This window comes from Enterobacter sp. EC_64, from assembly GCF_019584165.1.
Lineage (GTDB): Bacteria > Pseudomonadota > Gammaproteobacteria > Enterobacterales > Enterobacteriaceae > Enterobacter > Enterobacter roggenkampii.
Genome location: NZ_VDAS01000005.1, coordinates 43,169 through 67,483 on the forward strand (window position 1 = coordinate 43,169; position 24,315 = coordinate 67,483).

At 55.4% G+C, this 24,315-nt stretch carries 20 protein-coding genes; 18 read left to right on the forward strand and 2 right to left on the reverse strand.

All coding sequences use genetic code 11. The features are described 5' to 3' along the window. Window positions 1-42: 42 nt before the first annotated feature. A complete protein-coding gene (gene alkA / locus FHC52_RS05345) occupies window positions 43-921 on the forward strand; it encodes a DNA-3-methyladenine glycosylase 2 (RefSeq protein WP_039025011.1) in 879 nt (292 codons plus the stop codon). On the opposite strand, the gene FHC52_RS05350 is transcribed toward alkA, so the two are convergent. Next, a complete protein-coding gene (locus FHC52_RS05350; protein WP_008500856.1) occupies window positions 880-4,209 on the reverse strand; it encodes a diguanylate cyclase in 3,330 nt (1,109 codons plus the stop codon). The two genes, alkA and FHC52_RS05350, sit on opposite strands and share 42 nt — an antisense overlap. Before the next feature lie 346 nt (window positions 4,210-4,555). Here FHC52_RS05350 and udk point away from each other — a divergent pair, with 346 nt between their 5' ends. The 3 genes from udk to asmA all read left to right on the forward strand — a co-directional run bounded on the left by udk (window position 4,556) and on the right by asmA (window position 7,743). After that, window positions 4,556-5,197, forward strand: a complete 642-nt coding sequence (udk, locus tag FHC52_RS05355; RefSeq protein ID WP_008500855.1) for a uridine kinase — start codon at window positions 4,556-4,558, stop codon at window positions 5,195-5,197. A 91-nt stretch (window positions 5,198-5,288) separates the two neighbouring features. After that, entirely contained in the window at window positions 5,289-5,870 is a 582-nt protein-coding gene (gene dcd, locus FHC52_RS05360) for a dCTP deaminase (RefSeq protein WP_008500854.1), read from the forward strand. A 22-nt stretch (window positions 5,871-5,892) separates the two neighbouring features. Then, window positions 5,893-7,743 (forward strand): outer membrane assembly protein AsmA, encoded by a 1,851-nt coding sequence (gene asmA / locus FHC52_RS05365; RefSeq protein ID WP_126289227.1) that lies wholly within the window; start codon window positions 5,893-5,895, stop codon window positions 7,741-7,743. A gap of 91 nt (window positions 7,744-7,834) precedes the next feature. Here the strand turns inward: asmA and FHC52_RS05370 are convergent, their stop codons facing one another. Continuing rightward, entirely contained in the window at window positions 7,835-9,418 is a 1,584-nt protein-coding gene (locus tag FHC52_RS05370; RefSeq protein ID WP_220419954.1) for a TerC family protein, read from the reverse strand. 683 nt (window positions 9,419-10,101) lie between these two features. Here FHC52_RS05370 and FHC52_RS05375 point away from each other — a divergent pair. From FHC52_RS05375 to cpsB, 14 genes are all read left to right on the forward strand, one after another. Then, window positions 10,102-11,241 (forward strand): polysaccharide export protein, encoded by a 1,140-nt coding sequence (locus FHC52_RS05375; RefSeq protein ID WP_008499413.1) that lies wholly within the window; start codon window positions 10,102-10,104, stop codon window positions 11,239-11,241. A gap of 6 nt (window positions 11,242-11,247) precedes the next feature. Continuing rightward, entirely contained in the window at window positions 11,248-11,691 is a 444-nt protein-coding gene (wzb, locus tag FHC52_RS05380; RefSeq protein WP_220419955.1) for a low molecular weight protein-tyrosine-phosphatase Wzb, read from the forward strand. Window positions 11,692-11,693: 2 nt separating this feature from the next. Beyond that, complete coding sequence (gene wzc, locus FHC52_RS05385; protein WP_220419956.1) at window positions 11,694-13,856, forward strand: tyrosine-protein kinase Wzc; 2,163 nt, start codon at window positions 11,694-11,696, stop codon at window positions 13,854-13,856. 65 nt (window positions 13,857-13,921) lie between these two features. Further along, window positions 13,922-14,764: a colanic acid biosynthesis glycosyltransferase WcaA gene (wcaA, locus tag FHC52_RS05390; RefSeq protein ID WP_021241458.1), complete on the forward strand. Its 843-nt coding sequence runs from the start codon at window positions 13,922-13,924 to the stop codon at window positions 14,762-14,764. Next, window positions 14,764-15,255 carry a colanic acid biosynthesis acetyltransferase WcaB gene (wcaB, locus tag FHC52_RS05395; RefSeq protein ID WP_008499417.1) on the forward strand — a complete coding sequence of 164 codons (492 nt, stop codon included), beginning with the start codon at window positions 14,764-14,766 and terminating at the stop codon, window positions 15,253-15,255. Before wcaA ends, wcaB begins: the two co-directional genes overlap by 1 nt. Then, window positions 15,252-16,469: a colanic acid biosynthesis glycosyltransferase WcaC gene (wcaC, locus tag FHC52_RS05400; protein ID WP_008499418.1), complete on the forward strand. Its 1,218-nt coding sequence runs from the start codon at window positions 15,252-15,254 to the stop codon at window positions 16,467-16,469. Before wcaB ends, wcaC begins: the two co-directional genes overlap by 4 nt. Next, window positions 16,444-17,664, forward strand: a complete 1,221-nt coding sequence (gene wcaD, locus FHC52_RS05405) for a colanic acid polymerase WcaD (protein ID WP_008499419.1) — start codon at window positions 16,444-16,446, stop codon at window positions 17,662-17,664. The genes wcaC and wcaD overlap by 26 nt, the downstream gene beginning before the upstream one ends. 16 nt (window positions 17,665-17,680) lie before the next feature. Then, entirely contained in the window at window positions 17,681-18,427 is a 747-nt protein-coding gene (gene wcaE / locus FHC52_RS05410; RefSeq protein WP_008499420.1) for a colanic acid biosynthesis glycosyltransferase WcaE, read from the forward strand. Between the two features lie 15 nt (window positions 18,428-18,442). Continuing rightward, on the forward strand, window positions 18,443-18,991 hold the full coding sequence (gene wcaF, locus FHC52_RS05415) for a colanic acid biosynthesis acetyltransferase WcaF (protein WP_008499422.1): 549 nt from the start codon (window positions 18,443-18,445) through the stop codon (window positions 18,989-18,991). A gap of 24 nt (window positions 18,992-19,015) precedes the next feature. Beyond that, the gene (gene gmd, locus FHC52_RS05420; RefSeq protein ID WP_003863514.1) at window positions 19,016-20,137 is read left to right on the forward strand and encodes a GDP-mannose 4,6-dehydratase; all 1,122 of its coding nucleotides are present in this window, start codon (window positions 19,016-19,018) and stop codon (window positions 20,135-20,137) included. A 2-nt stretch (window positions 20,138-20,139) separates the two neighbouring features. Continuing rightward, window positions 20,140-21,105: a GDP-L-fucose synthase gene (locus FHC52_RS05425; RefSeq protein ID WP_013097874.1), complete on the forward strand. Its 966-nt coding sequence runs from the start codon at window positions 20,140-20,142 to the stop codon at window positions 21,103-21,105. A 2-nt stretch (window positions 21,106-21,107) separates the two neighbouring features. After that, window positions 21,108-21,587, forward strand: coding sequence for a GDP-mannose mannosyl hydrolase (locus FHC52_RS05430; RefSeq protein WP_008499425.1), 480 nt, complete (start codon window positions 21,108-21,110; stop codon window positions 21,585-21,587). Further along, window positions 21,584-22,807, forward strand: a complete 1,224-nt coding sequence (wcaI, locus tag FHC52_RS05435) for a colanic acid biosynthesis glycosyltransferase WcaI (protein WP_220419957.1) — start codon at window positions 21,584-21,586, stop codon at window positions 22,805-22,807. Before FHC52_RS05430 ends, wcaI begins: the two co-directional genes overlap by 4 nt. Window positions 22,808-22,810: 3 nt before the next feature. Continuing rightward, window positions 22,811-24,247: a mannose-1-phosphate guanyltransferase gene (cpsB, locus tag FHC52_RS05440; protein ID WP_021241455.1), complete on the forward strand. Its 1,437-nt coding sequence runs from the start codon at window positions 22,811-22,813 to the stop codon at window positions 24,245-24,247. Window positions 24,248-24,315: the final 68 nt, after the last annotated feature.

Below are 24,315 nucleotides of genomic sequence, written 5' to 3' on the forward strand. Positions count from 1 at the left end.
GGTCTTTACGTTTATGCTGATAACACTAAAAAAGGAGCAACGATGTATACCCTCACCTGGCTTCCCCCTTATGACTGGCAGTGGATGTTTGGTTTTCTTGGCGCGCGCGCGGTAACGGGCATTGAAACCGTCACCAACGATTACTATGAGCGCAGTTTTGCCTGCGAGGGGCATCAGGGGATTTTCCGCGTGACGCCGGATATTGCCAGCCATACGCTGAGCGTGACGCTCAGCCAGGGGTTAATTCCGGTTGCGCAGGCGTGTCTTGAACGCATCGAACGCCTGTTCGATCTCCGCTGTAACCCGCAGCAAATAGCAGAAACGCTGGGCGAACTCGGTGCTGCAAGGCCAGGCTTGCGTTTACCGGGGGCGATGGATGCGTACGAGCAGGGCGTCCGGGCGATCCTCGGGCAGCTGGTGAGCGTGGCGATGGCGGCGAAGCTGGCGTCACGCGTGGTGGCGCTCTGTGGCGAACCGGTGGCGGACTGTCCGGGCTATCTCTGCTTCCCCACGCCCCAGGCGCTGGCGGCAGCGGACCCGCTGGCGCTGAAGGCGTTGGGTATGCCGCTAAAGCGCGCGGAGTCGCTGATTCATCTGGCGCAGTCGGTTATCGACGGAACGTTTCCGCTTTCCCCGCCCGCGAATACAGAAGAGGGGATGAAGGCGTTACAGCAGCGGCCGGGGATAGGGCGCTGGACGGCAAATTATCTGGCCCTGCGCGGCTGGCAGGCGAAAGATGTGTTTCTGCCGGATGATTACCTGATTAAACAGCGCTTCGCCGGAATGACGCCCGCGCAAATTCGTCGTTATGCCGAACGCTGGAAGCCGTGGCGCTCCTACGCGCTGCTGCACATCTGGTATACCGACGGCTGGGCACCGTCAGTTGATGGCGAAATAGCTGGTGTTGAGCAGAAGATCTAATGGCTGCGGCTCGGCGATGGTGTCACCAAAGATAAAATCGATGCCGATGCCGGAGAGCGTATCCATCATGATGGGCTGGTTACAGGGGCCCGCGATAGTTTTCATTCCCACACGCTGGGCGTGGCCCTGAACAATGGTCACCATCATCTCATCCATCAGATTGCCATACACGTTGGTTACCACCTCTGCATCCAGCATCAGATAGTCGGCCATATTCGCGGTCAGGTGGGTAAAGACGTTCATGTCGCGTCCCACCTGGCTGAAGATCACGCGGCAGCCCGCCTGGCGAAGCTTTTGCAGACCCCTGTGCAGGTTCTTATCCGGGTTGCACACCACATCGGCAGAGATAACCAGATGCAGCAGACGGCCCGGCATCGGGCTTTTATCCAGCAGATCGAGCAGTTCATCGACCAGCGTCACGCTGGCTAAACCGGCCTCCGAGAGCGGCAGCGCCACGCCCATGCCTTTACTGGCGATCTGGGTGGCATAGGTGCGGAAAAATTCGCTAAAGATCCGTCTGTCGAGGGCGTGCAGAAGCTCAGGCTCGGCCAGACCCGAGCGGAAGGCATGCTCTTCCTGAACTTCGCCCTGGCTGGTCCACAGGCGTAACGACAGCAGCCAGAAATTACTGCTCTCCGGGATGCGCGGGGAGGCGACGCTGCGGGCAATCATCATCAGATGATTGTCTTTAATCATGTGCCACTGTTCATCAAGCGACATCATGCTGCGCGTGTGGTGATCCCGCTCCTGCTGGGGTTCATACACCGTCACCATGCCGCGCCCGCTGTTTTTTGAGGCGTAACAGGCAATGTCCGCCTGCGACATGATCTCCGATGCCTGATGGTTATTTTCATCAATCAGCGTGATGCCGGCGCTGGCGCCGATCCGGTGCAGGCGGCCTTCCCACATAAAGTGATAGTCGTTGATGGCATGAATCAGGCGACCGGCGATATAGCGCGCGCTTTCCAGGTTGCAGTCCGGTAACAGTAACCCGAACTCGTCCCCGCCCAGACGCGCCAGCACGTCGCTGGAGCGGAGCATGGTCAACATCAGGGAAGCCAGTTCCCGCAGCAGGGCATCACCCGCGGCGTGGCCAGCCGTGTCGTTGACGGCTTTGAAGCGATCGAGGTCGATAAACACCAGGGCATGGCGCTGGCGCGTTTCGCGAACGGTCTGCAAGAGCCGTTTGAGATGGTTTTCGAAGCTGACCCGGTTTGCCAGATGGGTCAGGGCATCGTGGGAGGCGCTGTAGCTTAGCTGGCGCAGCATTTTGCGCGACTCGGTGACGTCCTGAATGACGATCACCGAGCCAATATTCTGTCCATCCAGCGTGCTGAGCGGCGTAATGCTGTAGTGGATATCATAATTGCCGCCAGTACGGCAGTTCAGCACCACGTCCTGATCGATATCGGAACGGGACATATCGCCGCTGTGAATATTCTCCATCAGCGGCCCTTTTTCACCGAAGGTAATGTGTAACACCTTCAGGATCGGCTGGCCGATAGCCTCGGTCTGGAGCCAGCCGCTCATTTTCTCCGCGACCGGGTTCATAAAGGTGACGTTCATGTTGATATCGGTGCACAGCACCGCTTCACCGATGGAGTCGAGGGTAATGTGCAGACGCTCTTTTTCCTGGAAGAGGGCCTCGTTAAGCTGCTTAACCTCGGTCATGTCCATGTTGATGCCGAGCAGCCGTTCAACTTCCCCCTGCTTATTGAGCACCCGGTTCGCCAGGGAGCGAATATGACGCACGCCTTCCTTCACGCGGATGCGGAATTCCAGCTTAAACGGCAGGCGGGAAATCAGGGAGTCCCGCAGCACCTGCTCAGCGTGGACGCGATCCTCCGGCAGCATCGTGTCGTGCCAGAGCTGCCAGGTGGGCTTGATGTGCGGCGGTATTTCATAGAGCTCAAACATCCGCTTATCCCAGCTGATAATGTCGGGTTCCAGATCCCACTCCCAGATGCCGATGCCCCCGGCTTCGTTAGCCAGCGTAATGCGCTCCATCAGGCGCTTATTGACCCATTCGGTCTGCTTCAGATCGTTAATGTCTTCAATCTGGGCAATAAAATAGAGCGGCGAGCCGTCGGCATGGCGCACCACGGAGACGGCAAGAAGCGCCCAGACCACTTCCCCGTCGCGGGTGTAATAGCGCTTTTCGAGGGAGTAGGTATTGATCTCGCCGTTGACCAGCTGTTCGAGCTGCTCGAGGTCGGTATTCAGATCTTCTGGCCAGGTGAGCTGCTGGAAGGTCAGCGACTGAAGCTCCGTCTGGCTGTAGCCGAGGAAATTGCACAGCGCCTTGTTAGCCTGAAGCCATTTGCCTTCAATGCTGACCAGCGCCATGCCGATGGCGGAATATTCCATCGCGTTACGAAAGCGCTCTTCGCTTTCGGTGATATGTTTGCGTTCGGCGCGGAAGGCGTACATCACCATGGTCATCACGTTAGCGGGCAGGAGCAGCATCAGGAACGGCAGCCAGGGGGCGTTCAGCATCGGCCCGGCGTGCTGGGTGGTCAGCGCCAGAGGATTGCGGGCAATCATCAGCGACACCACCATCACGGTGACCAGAAACACCATGAACGCTTCCATCCGCGGCAGGCGCACGGCGCTCCACATCAGCAGAACGATCACGCAGGTGAAGGGCCACGGCAGCCAGGTGATGGCTGCCCAACTGAGGGCTAACGTCACGGCCAGCGTGGTCAGCGTTTCCAGCAGCAATCGCGGGTCACGGTGGCGCAGCAGATAATGCGGCTTAAATAACAGCCCCAGTGGCACCAGTGCCAGTGCGCCAATGGCTTCTGACAACACCCAGACGAAGAAATTACGCAGGGGCTCAGAGCCGGGTGCCAGCAGAGACACCAGAATGCCGCCCATCAGTGGCGGCACCAGCGCGCTGCCGATGGCCACGCGGATCCAGTCGTTCAGATTCTGCAGCGGGTTGTACCACGGGAGCCATTTACGCAGGAACAGCGCGCCGATAACGGCCTCAATGACGTTGACCGCAGGGTAGATGAGACTGACCGACCCCCAGGAGAACAGCATCCATGAGGCCAGAATATTGCCGAATGAACAGGCCAGGGCAATGCCCGGCCACATTTTTCCGGCATGGCGGTAAAACGCCACCATCATAATGGCGGTGGGAAACCAGAGCGGGGCCAGCAGGGTGCCGAAGCGGGTGAGCTCCAGCGAAAATAAGGTAAAGATAAAGGTGACCAGGCCCAGACAGACAAGTCGTAATAAAGGATGTGGGGTGGTCACCAAAACCCGCTGGTATTGTTTATTCATTACCGCTTTATCCAGAGACGCCATGCCGTCAGGGAAGAAGATGTCCGAACGCGTGAATTTGATAATTTGGTTTATGCTAGTACAAACAATTTACAATTCATATGGTGACCGCTCAGAATTTGACAACACAGACTTATTAAATACTTACTCCGTGAAAAAAAACGGGTAAGCGGCGAAAAAATGCGCATTTAAATTTCATTCAGGGAATAACTCGTCACTTTTCGGTCAGTCTCGCAGAACCTGAGTATTCGACTGGTATCACGCCCGCGAAATCCCTATAATTGCCGCGTTTGACGCTCCGGCGTCGTCCTTCCTTTACATCCAGGTTAATCAGGTCGCTAAATTTATGACTGATAAGTCTCATCAGTGCGTCATTATAGGCATCGCCGGCGCATCGGCTTCAGGTAAAAGTCTAATTGCCAGTACGCTTTATCGCGAACTGCGTGAACAAGTAGGTGATGAGCATATCGGCGTCATTCCCGAAGACAGCTATTACAAAGATCAATCCCATCTGTCGATGGAAGAGCGCGTTAAAACGAACTATGACCACCCTAATGCGATGGATCACAGCCTGCTGTTCCAGCATTTAGAAGCGCTTAAGAGCGGCCAGGCGATCGAACTGCCCGTTTACAGTTACGTAGAACATACCCGCACCCAGGAAACGATCCGCATCGAGCCGAAAAAGGTCATTATCCTTGAAGGCATCCTGCTGCTGACCGACGCCCGCCTGCGTGAATCCATGAACTTCTCGATTTTCGTCGATACCCCGCTGGATATTTGCCTGATGCGCCGCATCAAGCGTGACGTTAATGAACGTGGCCGCTCAATGGACTCCGTGATGGCGCAATACCAGAAAACGGTCCGCCCGATGTTCCTGCAGTTTATTGAGCCCTCCAAACAATACGCCGATATCATCGTGCCGCGCGGGGGTAAAAACCGCATCGCGATCGATATCTTAAAAGCGAAAATCAGCCAGTTTTTTGAATAAGCCGCGTGAATTGTGTACCGTTCAGAGATAACCTGGTTTTACCCTGAGCGCTTACCGGCTCAGGGTACGATGCATGAAAGGAGAAAAAGGCATGCGTCTTTGTGATCGCGATATTGAAGCCTGGCTGGATGAAGGCCGTTTGTCTATTACCCCACGTCCACCTGTTGAGCGTATCAATGGGGTGACCGTCGATGTCCGGTTGGGGAATAAATTCCGCACCTTTAGCGGCCATACCGCACCGTTCATTGACCTCAGCGGACCGAAGGACGAAGTCAGCGCCGCGCTCGATCGCGTGATGAGTGACGAAATCGTAATCGAAGATGGCGAAGCCTTTTATCTGCATCCGGGTGAACTGGCGCTGGCGGTAACGTTTGAATCCGTCACCCTGCCTGCGGACCTCGTCGGCTGGCTTGACGGCCGTTCTTCGCTGGCCCGACTGGGACTGATGGTACACGTGACCGCGCACCGTATCGATCCAGGCTGGTCGGGCCGTATTGTGCTGGAATTCTTCAATGCCGGTAAATTGCCGCTGGCGCTTCGTCCGGGGATGATGATCGGCGCGTTAAGTTTTGAACCGCTGTCAGGCCCGGCAGACAGGCCGTATAACCGCCGTCAGGACGCAAAATATCGCGACCAGCAGGGTGCGGTTGCCAGCCGTATTGATAAAGACTGATCGTTAGTCCATTGAGGATGCCATGAGAAGAGTTCTGACAACGCTGATGATTTTGCTGGTGGTGCTGGTGGCTGGCCTTTCGGCGTTGGTTCTGCTGGTTAACCCTAACGACTTCCGCGCGTATATGGTGCGGCAGGTTGAGGCACGCAGTGGTTATCAACTGAAGCTGGACGGGCCGCTGCGCTGGCACGTCTGGCCGCAGCTCAGCATTCTCTCTGGCCGCATGTCGCTCACGGCGCCGGGGGCGTCCCAGCCGCTGGTGTCCGCAGACAACATGCGCCTTGATGTGGCGCTGATCCCGCTCATTTCCCATCAGCTGCAGGTGAATCAGGTGATGCTGAAAGGCGCGGTGATTCAGCTCACCCCACAAACTGAAGCTGTCCGTGATGCCAACGCGCCGGTGGCACCGCGTGAAAATACCCTGCCTGATGAACCGTCTGATACTGGCTGGTCCTTTGATATTGGCAAACTGAAAGTGGCCGATAGCGTGCTGGTTTTCCAGCATGAGCACGAAGAGCTGGTCACCGTTCGCAACATTAATCTGCAGATGGAACAGGATGAGCACCATCTTGCATCGGTGGAATTTAGCGGGCGCGTGAACCGCGATCAGCGGGATCTGACGCTGTCGTTGAATGCTAATGTGAATGCGTCAGACTATCCGCATCAGCTCACGGCGAACATCCAGCAGCTTAACTGGCAGCTGACGGGGGCCAATCTGCCCACCCAGGGGATCGCCGGTCAGGGGACGCTGCAGGCCGTGTGGCGTGAGGAACAAAAACAGCTGGAGCTGGATAATCTCAACCTGCAGGCAAATGACAGTAGTCTGAAGGGGCAGGCGAGCGTCACCTTTGAAGAGAAGCCGAAGTGGGTGCTGAATCTGCAATTTGACAAGCTCAACCTGGAAAACCTGTTGCCACCTCTGCCAGCCAGCGCCACGGACAGCGAGGCGACGCAGACGGGGCAAAGCCAGGCACCAGTATCACGTCCGGTTATTTCGTCGAATCTCGATCAACCTGACTATAACGCTCTGCGCGGATTCACGGCGGATATTCTGCTGAAAGCCACCAGCCTGCGCTGGCGCGGCATGGACTTTACCGACGTGAGCAGCCAGATGTTTAACCATAACGGTTTGCTGGTGATCTCCGAACTGAGCGGCAAGATGGGCGCAGGACACCTCTCACTGCCCGGCACGCTGGATGTCCGTAAAGACGTTGCCAGCGCCGAATTCCAGCCGCGTCTCGATAACGTTGAGATAGGCACCATCCTGACCGCGTTTAACTACCCGATCTCTCTGACGGGGCAGCTGACGCTGGCGGGGGACTTCTCCGGCACGAAAATTGATGCCGATGCTTTCCGCCGCGAGTGGCAAGGGCAGGCGCATCTTGATCTGAAAAACTCCCGTATGGAAGGGCTTAACTTCCAGCAACTGGTGCAGCAGGCGGTGGAGCGCAGCAGCGATGTGAAAGCCCAGGAGAGCTACGACAGTGCCACGCGCCTCGACAGCTTCACCACGGACCTGACGCTGAACAACGGACAACTCTCTCTCGACGGAATGCAGGGTACCTCTTCACTCTTATCAGTAACGGGCGAGGGTAAGCTGGATCTGGTCAAAGAGACGGCGGACACGCGCTTTAACGTGCGGGTACTTTCCGGCTGGCAGGGGGAAAGCAAGCTCATCGACTTCCTGAAACAGACGCCGGTCCCATTGAGCGTATACGGCAAATGGCAGGCCCTGAATTACAGTCTGCAGGTGGATCAGATCCTGCGTAAGCATCTGCAGGATGAAGCGAAACGTCGACTCAGCGGCTGGGCGGATCGTAATAAAGATTCACAGGACGGCAAGGATGTGAAGAAGCTGCTGGATAAGCTGTGATGCCTGTTGCGCCGGGGGGGGGGCTTCGCCTTACCCGGCCTACAAAAACCGAACACCGCAGGCCGGGTGAGCGAAACGCCACCCGGCTTTTTTACACCTCAAAATCCAGTTCTTCCTCTTCCCGCAGCGGTATCAGCTGAACCTTCTGCACGCGATGGTTTTCAATCTGGAGCGTTTTAAGCCGATAGTCGCCGACCTGAACCTCTTCCCCCGGCTGTGGGATACGCTGCAAATACTCCATCAGCAGACCGGCAATGGTGTGGTATTCCCGTTTATCATCCAGCGGCAGCGGCACATACTGCACCAGGTCTTCCAGCGGCATATGGCCGTTAGCCGTCCACGAGCCGTCGGCGTTTTTCTGAATGTCGTGGCGGGCGTCTATCTCATCCACCTCGTTTGGCAGATTACCGGCAATGGTTTCCATCACGTCGCTGAGCGTGACCAGCCCTTCCACCGAACCAAACTCATCCACCACAAAGGCAAAGTGGGTGCGCGCGTTACGGAATTGCTCAAGGGCGGAAAGCAACGGCAGCCCCTCCGGGAAGACCAGCGGCTGGCGAACCAGAGCGCGGAGATTGAGCGGCCCACCGTGGAGCTGCTGCTGGAGCAGATCAATGACGTGTACCACGCCCAATAGCTCCTCTTCCACTTCCCCGCCGGTCACCACCACGCGGGTGTGCTGGTTTTTATCCAGCAGGGCGCGAATGTGCGCTTCCGGGGCCGTCAGGTCAATATGCTCAATGTCATGCCGCGACGTCATAATGCTGCTGACCGTACGCTGGTTCAGATTGAGCACTCGCTCAATCATCCGTCGTTCCTGCGGGTCAAAGATCTGCCCGTCGCTGTGGTCGGCCAGCATGGCGGAGGATTCGGCGTCCAGCTCCGCATCCTCTTTCTTGCCGCTTAACAGACGCATGACCGTGTCGGCTGTGCGCTGACGCAGAGTCTGATTGGCGGAAAGGAAGCGACGGCGGTTGAATATCGCCAGCTGGTTAAGCGCTTCAATCATGACGGAGAACCCGATGGCGGCATACAGGTAGCCTTTCGGAATATGGAAGCCAAAACCGTCTGCCACCAGGCTGAAGCCAATCATCAGCAGGAAGCTCAGGCAAAGGATAACGATGGTCGGGTGACTGTTCACGAAGCGGGTCAGTGCCTTGCTGGCCATGACCATCAGCGTGATGGCAATAATGACCGCGGCCATCATCACCGCAAGGAGGTCCACCATCCCGACGGCGGTGATCACCGAGTCCAGGGAGAAGACCGCATCCAGCACCACGATTTGCGCGACCACCGGCCAGAATTTTGCTCCGCGGCGCTGGGTCGGGTTCTCGCTGTCTTTGCCTTCCAGCCGCTCGTTGAGCTCCACGGTGGCTTTGAACAGCAGGAATAGCCCGCCGAAGAGCATGATCAGATCGCGGGCGCTAAAGCTCAGACCGTGAATGGAGAACAGAGGCTGAGTGAGCGTGACCAGCCAGGAAATAGAGGCCAGCAGCAGTAAGCGCATCACCATCGCCAGCAGCAGCCCCGTTACGCGCGCGCGATCGCGCTGGGAAGGAGGCAGTTTTTCAGCGAGGATGGCGATAAAAACCAGATTATCAATCCCGAGCACCAGCTCGATGACAACCAGCGTAACCAGCCCGGCCCAGATTGAGGGATCGGCAATCCATTCCATAGTAGTAGCAATACCTTCTGTAATATGACTAATGACACAATTCGATCATGGATAAAGCTGTGGGAAAATGCAATGTCAGTATGAGATTTCTCTCAATAATCATTAAATTAAAACTGGCGGGTATAATAGTTTTAATATATCCAGAAAATCTGTATTTATCCGAAATAACAAAATTAAGAAATATCGCATTAAAAGATGTTCAATCATAACGCTGTCAACATAAAGAAATTCTTAAAAATAAAGTGCATTTCTAAATAAATTCTTAAAAGTTGACGTTAGGACCCCGTTTTCTTGCCTGTTTTGGGATTAACTGTTACAAGATTATTAGCCTAAAAAGGATATCTCCCGTTAAGGATTGATGTTTTTTTTGGGCGATTAACGAAATAGTGCCTGCGTATTTTGAATGCTTCATTTATTTCACCAGCAAAAAATTCTTGCGGTTTTTTGCTTGTAATTCATTGTGTTATAGCGTATTGGTAGCTGGAAGCCAAGGGCGGTAGCGTGCCTGAATGTGTGTGGGTGGGCCATGATTACGTTGTCAACAGTGACTGGCCAAATAGCGTTTTTTTTAGGAATGATGCCACTTATATTTTTATTTAATTAGCTACATTCTTAATGCATTTTAGATTCACACGTATTTAAATTGCACAGGATAATTACTCTGCCAAAGTGATAAATAATCAATGATGAACTCCAAAATGAAATTGATGCCATTATTGGTGTCTGTGACCTTGATGAGCGGTTGCACGGTCTTTCCCGGAAGCAATATGTCTACAATGGGCAAGGATGTGATCAAGCAACAGGATGCCGATTTTGATCTCGACAAAATGGTGAATGTTTATCCACTTACGCCTCGTCTGGTCGAACAATTACGCCCACGTCCAAACGTTGCCCAGCCAAATATGTCACTGGACCAGGAAATTGCTTCCTACCAGTATCGCGTAGGGCCTGGAGACGTCATTAACGTGACCGTCTGGGATCACCCCGAACTGACCACGCCAGCGGGCCAGTACCGCAGCTCAAGCGACACCGGTAACTGGGTGCAGTCAGATGGCACCATGTTCTATCCCTACATTGGTAAAGTCCATGTAGCAGGGAAAACGCTTGCCGAGATCCGCAGTGATATTACCGGCCGCTTAGCGCAGTACATCGCCGATCCGCAGGTGGACGTTAATATCGCCGCATTCCGCTCGCAAAAAGCCTATATCTCCGGCCAGGTGAACAAATCTGGTCAGCAGGCCATCACCAACGTTCCTCTGACCGTGCTGGACGCCATTAACGCCGCAGGCGGGTTAACCGACGGCGCCGACTGGCGCAACGTGGTACTGACCCACAACGGGAAAGAGCAGCGCATTTCGCTGCAGGCGCTGATGCAAAACGGCGATCTGACCCAGAACCGCCTGCTTTATCCGGGCGACATCCTCTATGTACCACGCAATGACGATCTTAAAGTCTTCGTGATGGGTGAAGTGAAGAAACAGAGCACCCTCAAGATGGACTTCAGCGGTATGACGCTGACCGAAGCGCTGGGCAATGCTGAGGGTATCGATCTGACGACCTCTAACGCGACCGGTATCTTCGTGATCCGTCCGCTGAAAGGTGAGGGCAGCGCGAAAGGCAAGATTGCCAACATCTACCAGCTGGATATGTCCGATGCGACCTCTCTGGTGATGGCGACGGAGTTCCGTCTCCAGCCATACGACGTGGTGTATGTCACTACCGCACCGGTTGCCCGCTGGAACCGTCTGATCAACCAGTTGCTGCCAACCATCAGTGGCGTTCGCTACATGACGGATACGGCGCGCGACATTCATACCTGGTAATCCGCGATGTTTAACAAAATTCTGGTGGTATGCGTGGGGAACATTTGCCGTTCCCCTACGGCTGAACGGTTGTTGAAACACTACCAGCCCGAACTGACCGTTGATTCGGCAGGGCTGGGTGCACTGGTCGGTAAAGGTGCCGATGAGCGCGCAATGAGCGTGGCGGGGGACCATCACCTCTCCCTCGACGGGCATGTTGCCCGCCAGGTCACTGGCCGCATGTGCCGTGAGTATGACCTGATTCTGGCGATGGAAAAACGCCATATTCAAGCGCTGTGCGATATCGCTCCGGAGATGCGCGGTAAGGTGATGCTGTTTGGACACTGGGACAATGAGCGTGAAATTCCCGATCCATATCGCAAAAGCCATGAGGCTTTCGAGGCGGTTTACACCTTACTTGACCAGTCTGCCCAACAGTGGGCGCAGGCACTGAAAGCTCAGCAGGGATAACAATGACAGAAAAAACAAAACCTTCTGCCGCCCCGACTTCGGGCAGTGATGAAATTGATATTGGGCGCCTGGTTGGCACGGTTATCGAGGCAAAGTGGTGGGTGCTGGGCATTACCGCCGTGTTTGCCGCGGCGGCCGTCGTCTATACGCTGTTCGCCACCCCTATCTACAGCGCCGATGCGCTGGTGCAGATCGAGCAGAATACCGGTAATTCGCTGGTGCAGGACATTGGCTCTGCGCTGGCGAACAAGCCGCCGGCCTCTGACGCTGAAATCCAGCTCATCCAGTCACGTCTGGTGCTGGGTAAAACGGTTCACGACCTTGGGCTCGATATCTCCGTCACCAAAAATACCTTCCCAATCTTTGGTGCGGGCTGGGATCGGCTGATGGGCAGAAGCAACGACACGGTGAAGGTCACTGACTTCGTGCTGCCAAAAGGGGCAGCCGATCAGACCTTTACCCTGACGGTGCTTGGCCCGAAACAGTATCAGTTGACCAGCGACGCGGGCTTTAGCGCGCGCGGTGAAGTCGGACAGATGCTGAGCAAAGACGGCGTCAGCATGATGGTCAGTGCGATCAACGCCCAGGAGGGCGGGGAGTTTACCGTCACCAAATTCTCCACGCTGGGGATGATCAACAACCTGCAAAACAACCTGACCGTCACCGAAAACGGTAAGGACACCGGCGTGCTGAGCATGACCTTTACCGGGGAAGATAAGGATCAGATCCGCGACATCCTGAACAGCATTACCCGCAACTACCTTGAGCAGAACGTTGAGCGTAAGTCGGCTGAAGCGGCGAAAAGCCTGGCGTTCCTGTCGAAACAGCTCCCGGAAGTGCGCGCCCGCCTGGATGATGCCGAGAACAAGCTGAACGCCTACCGCCAGGATAAAGACTCTGTCGACCTGCCGCTGGAGGCGAAATCGGTCCTCGATTCGATGGTCAACATTGACGCTCAGCTCAACGAGCTGACCTTCAAAGAGGCGGAGATCTCCAAGCTTTACACCAAACGTCACCCGGCTTACCGCACGCTGCTGGAGAAACGCCGCACGCTGGAAGAGGAGAAGGCGAAGCTCAATGACCGTGTGACCGCGATGCCGAAAACGCAGCAGGAGATCGTGCGTCTGACCCGCGACGTGGAGTCAGGACAGCAGGTTTACATGCAGCTGCTGAACAAGCAGCAGGAGCTGAAAATCACCGAGGCAAGCACCGTGGGTGACGTGCGCATCGTCGACCCGGCGATTACCCAGCCTGGCGTGCTGAAGCCGAAGAAAGCGCTGATCATTCTCGGCAGCATTATTCTCGGCCTGATGCTCTCCATCGTTGGCGTGCTGCTGCGTTCGCTGTTCAACCGCGGTATCGAAAGCCCGCAGGTGCTGGAAGAGAACGGTATCAACGTCTATGCCAGCATTCCGCTGTCTGAGTGGCAAAAATCCCGTGACAGCGTGAAAACCATCAAAGGCGTTAAGCGTTACAAACAGAGCCAGCTGCTGGCGGTGGGTAACCCAACCGACCTGGCGATTGAAGCGATACGCAGCCTGCGTACCAGTCTGCACTTCGCCATGATGCAGGCTAAAAACAACGTCCTGATGCTGACCGGTGTTAGCCCGTCAATCGGTAAAACCTTCGTCTGCGCCAACCTGGCGGCGGTCGTTAGCCAGACCAACAAGCGCGTGCTGCTGATCGACTGCGATATGCGTAAGGGCTACATCCACGAGCTGCTGGGCACCAACAACGTCAACGGTCTGTCGGAGATCCTGCTTGGCAAAGGTGACATCAGCCAGAGCGCAAAACCGACTACCGTGCCGAAATTTGACCTGATCCCACGTGGGCAGGTACCGCCTAACCCGTCCGAGCTACTTATGAGCGAACGCTTTACCGAGCTGGTGGAGTGGGCGAGCAAAAACTACGACCTGGTGCTGATAGATACGCCGCCGATTCTCGCCGTGACCGACGCTGCCGTTGTGGGTCGCCATGCGGGTACGACGCTGATGGTGGCGCGTTACGCGGTGAATACCCTGAAAGAGGTGGAAACCAGCCTGAGCCGCTTCGAGCAGAACGGGATTGAGGTGAAAGGGGTGATCCTGAACTCCATCTTCCGCCGCGCGACCGGGTACCAGGATTACGGGTATTACGAGTACGAATATAAGTCAGACAGCAAATAACAATCCCCCTCACCCTAACCCTCTCCCGAGGGGGGAGGGGCGGGGTGAGGGATCAGGGGAAGATCATGACCACACAACGCCCTTTAGTTTCAATCTATATGCCGACATGGAATCGTCAGCAGCTGGCGATCCGCGCAATCAAGTCGGTGTTACGTCAGGATTACGATAACTGGGAGCTGATCATCGTTGATGACTGCTCTTCCTCGTATGAACAGCTGCAAAAATTCGTGACTGACCTCAACGACCCGCGGGTGGTCTATACCCACAACGAGATTAACTCTGGCGCCTGTGCTGTACGTAATCAGGCGATTATGCAGGCCAAAGGGCAGTATCTGACCGGCATCGACGACGATGACGAATGGACGCCGAACCGCCTGTCTATTTTCCTGTCGCATAAAGAGCAGCTGGTCACGCACGCGTTCCTGTATGCCAACGACTATGTCTGTCAGGGCGAGGTGTACTCGCAGCCTGCCAGCCTGCCGCTCTATCCGAAATCACCGTACTCTCGACGCCTGTTCTACAAGCGCAACATCATTGGTAACCAGGTCTTCACCTGGGCGTGGCGCTTCAAGGAGTGCCTGTTCGATACCGAACTGAAGGCCGCGCAGGATTACGACATCTTCCTGCGGATGGTGGTGGAGTATGGCGAGCCGTGGAAAGTGGAAGAGGCCACGCAGATCCTGCACATCAACCACGGGGAGATGCAGATCACCTCGTCGCCGAAGAAGTTCTCGGGCTACTTCCATTTTTACCGCAAGCACAAGGACAAGTTTGACCGTGCCAGCCGTAAATATCAGCTCTTTACCCTCTATCAGATCCGCAATAAGCGCATGAACTGGCGCACGCTGCTGACGCTGTTGTCCATACGTAACGGCAAGCGCCTGGCTGATGGACTTCGGGGGAAATAATGTTTCTGGAAGATTGCCGCGCTAACAGCTGGAGCCTGCGTCCTTGCTGCATGGTTCTGGCGTACCGCATCGCGCATTTTTGCTCGGTGTGGCGTAAGAAAAATATCCTGAACAACATCTGGGCGGCCCCCGTGCTGGTGCTGTACCGCATCATTACCGAATGCTTTTTTGGCTATGAAATTCAGGCCGCTGCCACCATTGGCCGTCGCTTTACCATCCATCACGGCTATGCGGTGGTGATCAACAAGTTCGTGGTCGCCGGGGATGATTTCACCATCCGCCATGGGGTGACCATTGGCAACCGTGGGCCAGACAGCCTGGCCTGCCCGGTCATTGGCAATAACGTCGAGCTGGGCGCGAACGTGGTGATCATTGGCGACATTACGATTGGTAACAACGTCACGATTGGTGCGGGCAGCGTGGTGCTGGACACCATTCCGGATAACGCGCTGGTGGTGGGAGAAAAAGCCCGCGTGAAGGTGATTAAATGAATATTCTGCAATTTAACGTACGCCTCGCAGAAGGCGGAGCGGCAGGGGTGGCGCTGGATCTGCACCAGCGCGCGCTGCAAAAAGGACTTCAGTCTCGATTTATTTATGGCTATGGCAAGGGCGGCAAGAAAAGCGTCAGTCACGATAACTTCCCGCAGGTGCATAAGCACACGCCGCGCCTGACCTCGATTGCCAACATTGCGTTGTTCCGTCTGTTTAACCGCGATCTGTTTGGCAACCTGAATACGCTTTATCGCACGGTGACCCGCACCACCGGCCCGGTTGTGCTGCATTTTCACGTGCTGCACAGCTACTGGCTGAATCTGGAAGAGGTGGTGGCGTTTTGTCAGAAGGTGCAGGCCCACAAGCCCGACACCCGCTTCGTCTGGACGCTGCACGATCACTGGAGCGTAACCGGCCGTTGCGCGTTTACCGACGGCTGCGAAGGCTGGAAAAACAACTGCCAGAAATGCCCGACGCTGAGCAACTATCCGCCGGTGAAGGTGGATCGCGCGCACAAGCTGGTGGCCGGAAAGCGTCAGCTTTTCCGCGACATGCTCTCGCTCGGGTGTACGTTTATCTCCCCGAGCCAGCACGTGGCAGATGCCTTCAACAGTCTGTACGGGGCAGGGCGCTGCCAGATTATTAACAACGGCATCGACGTGGCGACGGAAGCCATTCTCGCCGACCTGACGCCGGTGGCGCAAACCACGGGCAAACCGAAAATCGCTATCGTTGCGCATGACCTGCGTTACGACGGGAAAACCAACCAGCAGCTGGTGCGCGACATGATGGCGCTGGGTGACAAAATTGAGCTTCACACCTTCGGCAAATTTTCACCGTTTGAAGGGACTAACGTGGTCAACCACGGGTTTGAAACCGATAAGCGCAAGCTGATGAGCGCGCTGAATGAAATGGATGCGCTGGTGTTCAGCTCCCGCGTGGATAACTACCCGCTGATCCTCTGTGAAGCGCTCTCCATCGGCGTGCCGGTGATTGCCACCCACAGCGATGCGGCACGTGAGGTGCTGGAAAAATCCGGCGGGAAAACTTTTGCGGAGCAGGAGGTTCTGCCGCTGGTGCAATTGCCGAAGGCGCAGATCGCTCAGGCCGTTTTTGGCACCGACCTGGAATCGTTCCGCAACCGCAGCCGCAAGGCCTACAGTGGACAACAGATGCTGGAGGAGTATGTCTCGTTCTATCAGAATCTGTAGTTATCTGCTGCTGCCGCTGATTTACCTGCTGGTCAACGTTAAGATTGCCCAGCTCGGCGAAAGCTTCCCGATAACCATCGTCACCTTCTTGCCCGTTCTGCTTCTGCTGTATGTCGATAAAATCAACCTGAAGAAGCTGATGATTGCCTTAGGGTTGGGTACGGGCCTGACGCTTTTTAACTATATCTTCGGCCAGTCGCTGGATGCCAGTAAATACGTCACCTCGACCATGCTGTTTGTTTATATTGTCATTATTATCGGCATGGTCTGGAGTATTCGCTTTAAAACGATTTCTCCGCACAATTATCGGAAAATCCTCAGGTTCTTTTATATTGCTGTTGCGTTAATTGTTATGCTTGCTGCTATGGAGATGGCGCAAATTATCCTCACCGGCGGCAGCAGCCTGATGGAGATAATTTCGAAATATCTCATTTACAGCAACAGCTATGTATTGAACTTCATCAAGTTCGGCGGGAAGCGTACCACGGCCCTCTATTTTGAACCGGCGTTTTTCGCTTTGGCGTTAATCTCAATTTGGCTCAGCATCAAACAGTTTGGTATCAAAACGCCTAAGACCGATGCTATGATTCTTGCAGGAATCGTTCTGTCTGGATCGTTCTCAGGGGTAATGACATTTATCCTGTTTTACCTGCTGGAATGGGCGTTTCAGTACCTGAACAAAGATGCGATTAAGAAAAAACTGCCGCTGGCGATTATCTCCCTGACGGTATTTATGGTGGGCGTGATATTTGCCTTCCCCTACATCTCAGAACGTCTGGGTGATTTGGGAACGGAAGGGTCCTCGTCCTATTATCGCATCATTGGACCACTGGTGATGGTGGGTTATTCCTTAACCCATATTGATGGTGTAGTAAGATTCGGCTCACTTTACGAATATGTTGCATCATTCGGAATCTTTAACGGTGCGGATGTCGGTAAAACCATAGACAATGGTCTGTATCTGTTAATTATTTATTTTTCGTGGTTCGCCGTACTGTTGACGCTGTGGTATCTGTTTAAAGTTTTCAAAATGATGATTAACGCGTTTGGTGATAACCAGAACTTTCGCGTGCAACTTTATCTGTTTACGCCGGTGTCGCTGTTTTTTACCGGGTCAATATTTAGCCCGGAATATGCTTTCTTGATTGTCTGTCCGTTTATTCTGCGCAAAGCGCTTAATATTACGCACGTATGACGAAATGAGGTGATTTATGTTTCTTAGCGTCATTACTGTCGCTTTTCGTAATTACGAAGGGGTGGTAAAAACCTGGCGCTCGCTGCGCAACCTGGCGCGCGATCCAAGCCTCACCTTTGAGTGGATTGTGGTCGACGGCGGCTCGAACGATGGCACGGCAGAGTTTCTGGAAAAACTCAACGGTGAGTTCAACTTACGCTACATCAGCGAGAAAGATAAAGGCATCTACGATGCAATGAACAAGGGCATTAACATGGCGCAAGGCCGTTATGCCATCTTCCTGAATTCGGGTGATATCTTCCATGACGACGTGGCGCTGTTTGCCCGTCAGCTGGCGCGGCAGAAAGAGGACGCCATGTATATTGGCGATGCGCTGCTTGATTTTGGCGACGGACATAAAGTGTGCCGCAGCGCGAAGCCGGGCTGGTATATCTACCACAGCTTACCGGCCAGCCATCAGGCCATTTTCTTCCCGGTAAAAGGTCTGAAAAAACAGCCTTACGATTTGCAGTATAAAGTGTCTTCCGATTATGCGCTGGCCGCCAGTCTGTATAAGTCAGGTTACCCGTTCCGCCGAATTAAAGGGCTGGTATCTGAGTTTTCAATGGGGGGTGTGTCAACCTCGAATAATCTGGAGTTGTGCCAGGATGCCAAAAACGTGCAGCGTAAAATATTACGCGTGCCGGGGTTCTGGGCGGAATTATCTTATTTTTTACGCGTGCGCACCACGAGTAAAACGAAAGCCTTATATAACAAAGCCTGAATATAAGGAAACGTAATGCAGGATCTGAACGGTTTCTCCGTACCGAAAGGTTTTCGGGGGGCGGGCGGTATTAAAGTGCAGCTATGGTGGGCCGTTCAGGCCACCTTATTTGCCTGGTCACCACAAATACTGTACCGCTGGCGAGCATTTTTATTGCGTCTGTTTGGCGCAAAAATAGGAAAAAACGTAGTCATTCGGCCTTCGGTGAAAATTACCTACCCCTGGAAATTAACGCTTGGGGATTACGCCTGGGTAGGGGATGACGCGGTGTTATATACCCTGGGCGAGATTACGATTGGCGCAAATTCGGTGGTTTCACAGAAATGTTATTTGTGCACCGGCAGCCACGACTTTATGAGTCAGCATTTTGATATTACCGCTTCGCCTATTGTGATTGGCGAAAAATGCTGGCTGGCAACGGATGTTTTTGTTGCACCGGGTGTTTCTGTTGGCGATGGCACGGTAGTCGGTGCCCGCAGCAGCGTTTTTAAATCGCTACCGGCAAATAAAATTTGTCGTGGCAACCCCGCAGTGGTGATACGCGAACGCGTTGAAACTGATTAAATTCATAAGTAGAGGAATATAAACATGTCTAAAGTCGCTCTCATCACCGGCGTTACCGGGCAGGATGGTTCTTACCTGGCAGAGTTACTGCTGGAAAAAGGTTATGAAGTACACGGTATTAAACGTCGTGCGTCTTCATTTAACACCGAACGTGTCGATCATATTTATCAGGATCCTCACGCGGCGAACCCGAAATTCCATCTGCACTACGGCGACCTGACCGATACCTCCAACCTGACCCGTATCCTGCAGGAAGTACAGCCGGATGAAGTGTACAACCTGGGGGCGATGAGCCACGTAGCGGTCTCCTTCGAGTCCCCGGAATACACCGCTGACGTGGACGCCATGGGTACCCTGCGTCTGCTGGAAGCGATTCGCTTCCTGGGTCTTGAGAAGAAAACCCGTTTCTACCAGGCATCCACCTCTGAGCTGTACGGCCTGGTGCAGGAAATCCCACAGAAAGAGACCACGCCGTTCTACCCACGTTCTCCGTATGCGGTAGCGAAACTGTACGCCTACTGGATCACCGTGAACTACCGTGAATCCTACGGCATGTACGCCTGTAACGGCATTCTGTTCAACCACGAATCTCCACGTCGCGGCGAAACCTTCGTGACCCGCAAAATCACCCGCGCTATCGCCAACATTGCGCAGGGTCTGGAATCGTGCCTGCACCTTGGCAACATGGATTCCCTGCGTGACTGGGGCCATGCCAAAGACTACGTGAAAATGCAGTGGATGATGCTGCAGCAGGAACAGCCAGAAGACTTCGTGATTGCGACCGGCGTGCAGTACTCCGTTCGTCAGTTCGTTGAAATGGCTGCCGCTCAATTGGGCATCAAGCTGCGCTTCGAAGGCACCGGCGTAGAAGAGAAGGGCATCGTGGTTTCCGTGACCGGCCATGACGCACCGGGCGTGAAGCCAGGCGACGTGATTGTGCAGGTTGACCCACGCTACTTCCGTCCTGCTGAAGTGGAAACCCTGCTGGGCGACCCAACCAAAGCGCACGAGAAGCTGGGCTGGAAACCAGAAACCACTCTGCAGGAGATGGTTTCCGAGATGGTAGCCAAAGATCTTGAAGCAGCGAAAAAACACTCCCTGCTCAAATCTCATGGCTACGAGGTTGCCATCGCGCTGGAGTCCTGAGAATGACAAAACAACGTATTTTTGTCGCCGGTCATCGCGGGATGGTGGGGTCCGCGATTGTTCGCCAGCTCGAACAGCGCGGTGACGTCGAAGTGGTTGTCCGCACGCGCGACGAGCTGAACCTGCTCGACAGCCGTGCGGTACAGGACTTCTTTGCGAACGAACGTATTGACCAGGTGTATCTGGCGGCGGCGAAGGTGGGCGGCATTGTTGCCAACAACACCTACCCGGCGGATTTCATCTACGAAAACATGATGATTGAGAGCAACATCATTCACGCGGCGCATCTGCACAACGTGAACAAGCTGCTGTTCCTCGGCTCATCCTGTATTTACCCGAAAATGGCAAAACAGCCGATCGCTGAAAGCGAGCTGCTGCAGGGCACGCTTGAAGCCACCAACGAGCCGTACGCGATTGCCAAAATTGCCGGGATCAAGCTGTGCGAGTCCTACAACCGTCAGTACAACCGAGACTATCGCTCGGTGATGCCGACCAACCTGTACGGACCGCACGACAACTTCCACCCGAGCAATTCGCACGTGATCCCGGCGCTGCTGCGCCGCTTCCACGAGGCGACCGCCGAGAACGCGCCGGATGTGGTGGTGTGGGGCAGCGGTACGCCGATGCGCGAATTCCTGCACGTGGACGACATGGCTGCGGCCAGCATTCACGTGATGGAGCTGGATCGCGAGGTGTGGCAGGAGAACACCGAGCCGATGCTGTCGCACATCAACGTGGGCACCGGCGTGGACTGCACCATTCGCGAGCTGGCGCAGACCATCGCGCAGGTGGTGGGCTACAAAGGCCGCGTGGTGTTTGACGCCACGAAACCGGACGGCACGCCGCGCAAACTGCTGGACGTGACCCGTCTGCATCAGCTGGGCTGGTATCACGAGGTGTCACTGGAGCAGGGGCTGGCCAGCACCTATCAGTGGTTCCTGGAAAACCAGCACCGCTTCCGGGGGTAACGATGTTTTTAAGTCAGGAAGATTTTGCCACGGTAGTGCGTTCCACTCCGCTCATCTCAATTGATTTGATCGTGGAGAACGAACGCGGCGAGTTCTTGCTGGGGAAACGAACCAACCGTCCTGCACAGGGCTTCTGGTTCGTGCCCGGCGGGCGCGTGCAAAAGGATGAGACGCTGACCGATGCGTTTGAGCGTCTCACTCTGGCGGAACTGGGCCTGCAGTTGCCGATGGCAGCGGGCCAGTTTTACGGGGTCTGGCAGCACTTCTATGACGATAACTTTTCGGGTACCGGGTTCTCCACGCACTACATCGTGCTGGGGTTCCGCCTGAAGGTGAGTGAGGCAGACCTGCGTCTGCCTGATTCTCAGCATGACGACTACCGCTGGCAGACGCCAGAGGCGCTGCTGGCGAGCGACAATGTGCATGACAACAGCCGTGCCTATTTCCTCGCTGAACGTCAGTCCGGGGTGCCGGGCTTATGAAGATCCTCGTATACGGAATCAACTACTCGCCGGAATTAACCGGCATCGGGAAATACACCGGCGAGATGGTCGAGTGGATGGCGAGCCAGGGACATGACGTGCGGGTCATTACCGCGCCGCCGTACTACCCGGAGTGGAAAGTGGGGGAGCGCTACTCAAGCTGGCGCTACCGTCGCGAAGAGGGTGCAGCGACCGTCTGGCGCTGCCCGCTGTATGTGCCTAAGCAGCCCTCGACGCTGAAGCGCTTGATTCATCTCGGCAGCTTTGCCCTGAGCAGCTTCTTCCCGCTGATGGCGCAGCGTCGCTGGAAGCCGGATCGCATTATCGGCGTGGTGCCGACGCTGTTTTGCACGCCGGGCATGCGCCTGCTGGGCAAACTCTCCGGCGCGCGCACCCTGCTGCACATTCAGGATTATGAAGTGGACGCCATGCTGGGCCTGGGGATGGCAGGCAAAAGCAAAGGCGGCAAGGTGGCGAAGCTCGCCAGCGCGTTTGAGCGCAGTGGCCTACACAACGTGGACTACGTCTCAACGATCTCGCGCTCCATGATGAACAAAGCGCAGGAGAAAGGCGTCCCGGCGGAGAAGGTGATCTTCTTCCCGAACTGGTCCGAAGTGGCGCGTTTTCGCGACGTGACTGAGCAAGACGCTCAGGCGCTGCGCGCGCAGCTCGGTTTGCCTGAAGATCAAAAAATCATTCTTTACTCAGGCAATATCGGCGAAAAGCAGGGGCTGGAGAGCGTGATCGAGGCGGCTCAACTGCTGAACGAACATCCATGGATGTTTGTGATTGTCGGGCAGGGCGGTGGAAAAGCGCGGCTGGAAAAAATGGTAAGCGTTCGCGGCCTGACCAACGTGAAATTCTTCCCGCTTCAGCCTTACGAGGCATTGCCTGCGCTGCTGAAGATGGGCGACTGCCATCTGGTGGTGCAAAAGCGCGGCGCGGCGGACGCGGTGCTGCCGTCCAAGCTGACCAACATTCTGGCCGTGGGCGGTAACGCGGTGATTACGGCCGAAGCCGAAACTGAATTAGGCCAGCTGTGTGACAGCTATCCGGGGATTGCGGTGTGCGTAGAGCCGGAATCGGTTCCGGCGCTGGTCACCGGCATTGAACAGGCACTTGCCATGCCAAAAGTGAACACGGTGGCACGTGAATATGCCGAACGCACGCTCGAGAAAGAGAACGTGCTGAGCCAATTTATTGCAGATATACGGGGATAAATCATGAGTCAAACCACTTTGTATCCGGTTGTGATGGCTGGTGGCTCTGGTAGCCGGTTGTGGCCGCTGTCCCGCGTGCTCTATCCAAAACAGTTCCTCTGCCTGAAAGGGGATCTCACCATGCTGCAGACGACGGTAAACCGTCTCCACGGCGTGGAGTGTGAAAGCCCGGTGGTGATCTGTAACGAACAGCACCGCTTTATTGTTGCCGAGCAGCTGCGCCAGCTGAACAAACTCACAGAAAATATCATCCTGGAGCCTGCCGGACGCAATACCGCACCGGCTATCGCCCTGGCGGCGCTGGCGGCAAAACGCAGCAGCCCGGACTGTGACCCGCTGATGCTGGTGCTGGCGGCAGACCACGTGATCCAGCAGGAAGAGGCCTTCCGCGACGCGGTGCGTGCGGCCATTCCTTACGCTGAGAGCGGCAAGCTGGTGACCTTTGGCATCGTGCCGGATCTGCCGGAAACCGGCTACGGCTACATCCGTCGCGGCAACGTCACGCCGGGTGAAGGCGACAGCGTGGCGTTTGACGTGGCGCAGTTCGTTGAAAAACCGAATCTGGAAACCGCGCAGGCGTATGTCGCCAGCGGGGAATATTACTGGAACAGCGGGATGTTCCTGTTCCGCGCCGGACGCTATCTGGAAGAGCTGCGCAAATATCGCCCGGATATTCTGAGCGCCTGCGAGAAAGCGATGGCGGTGGTGGATCCGGATCTCGACTTCATCCGCGTGGATGAAGAGGCCTTCCTCGCCTGTCCGGAAGAGTCCATTGACTATGCGGTAATGGAACGCACGGCTGACGCCGTCGTGGTACCGATGGATGCGGGCTGGAGCGATGTTGGATCCTGGTCCTCCCTGTGGGAGATCAGCGCCCATACCCCGGAGGGTAACGTCCATCACGGCGATGTCATTAGCCACAAAACGGAAAACAGCTACGTCTACGCCGAGTCCGGCCTGGTCACCACGGTTGGGGTAAAAGATCTTGTTGTGGTCCAGACCAAAGACGCCGTGCTGATTGCCGACCGTAACGCCGTGCAGGACGTTAAAAAAGTGGTGGAGAAGATCAAGGCGGATGGTCGTCACGAGCACCATATTCATCGCGAAGTCTACCGTCCGTGGGGCAAATATGACTCCATTGACGCCGGTGACCGCTATCAGGTGAAACGCATCACCGTGAAGCCGGGCGAGGGGCTGTCGGTGCAGATGCACCATCACCGCGCCGAGCACTGGGTGGTGGTCGCGGGAACCGCCAAAGTCACCATTGACGGTGAAGTGAAACTGCTGGGCGAAAACGAGTCCATCTATATTCCGCTGGGGGCGACGCACTGTCTGGAGAACCCGGGGAAAATTCCTCTCGACTTAATTGAGGTGCGCTCCGGCTCGTATCTGGAAGAGGACGATATCGTGCGCTTCCAGGACCGCTACGGGCGAGTGTAGCTCTCTGCATCATGCCCGGTGGCGCTGCGCTTACCGGGCCTACGAATGACAAAAAAATTAATTCGGCC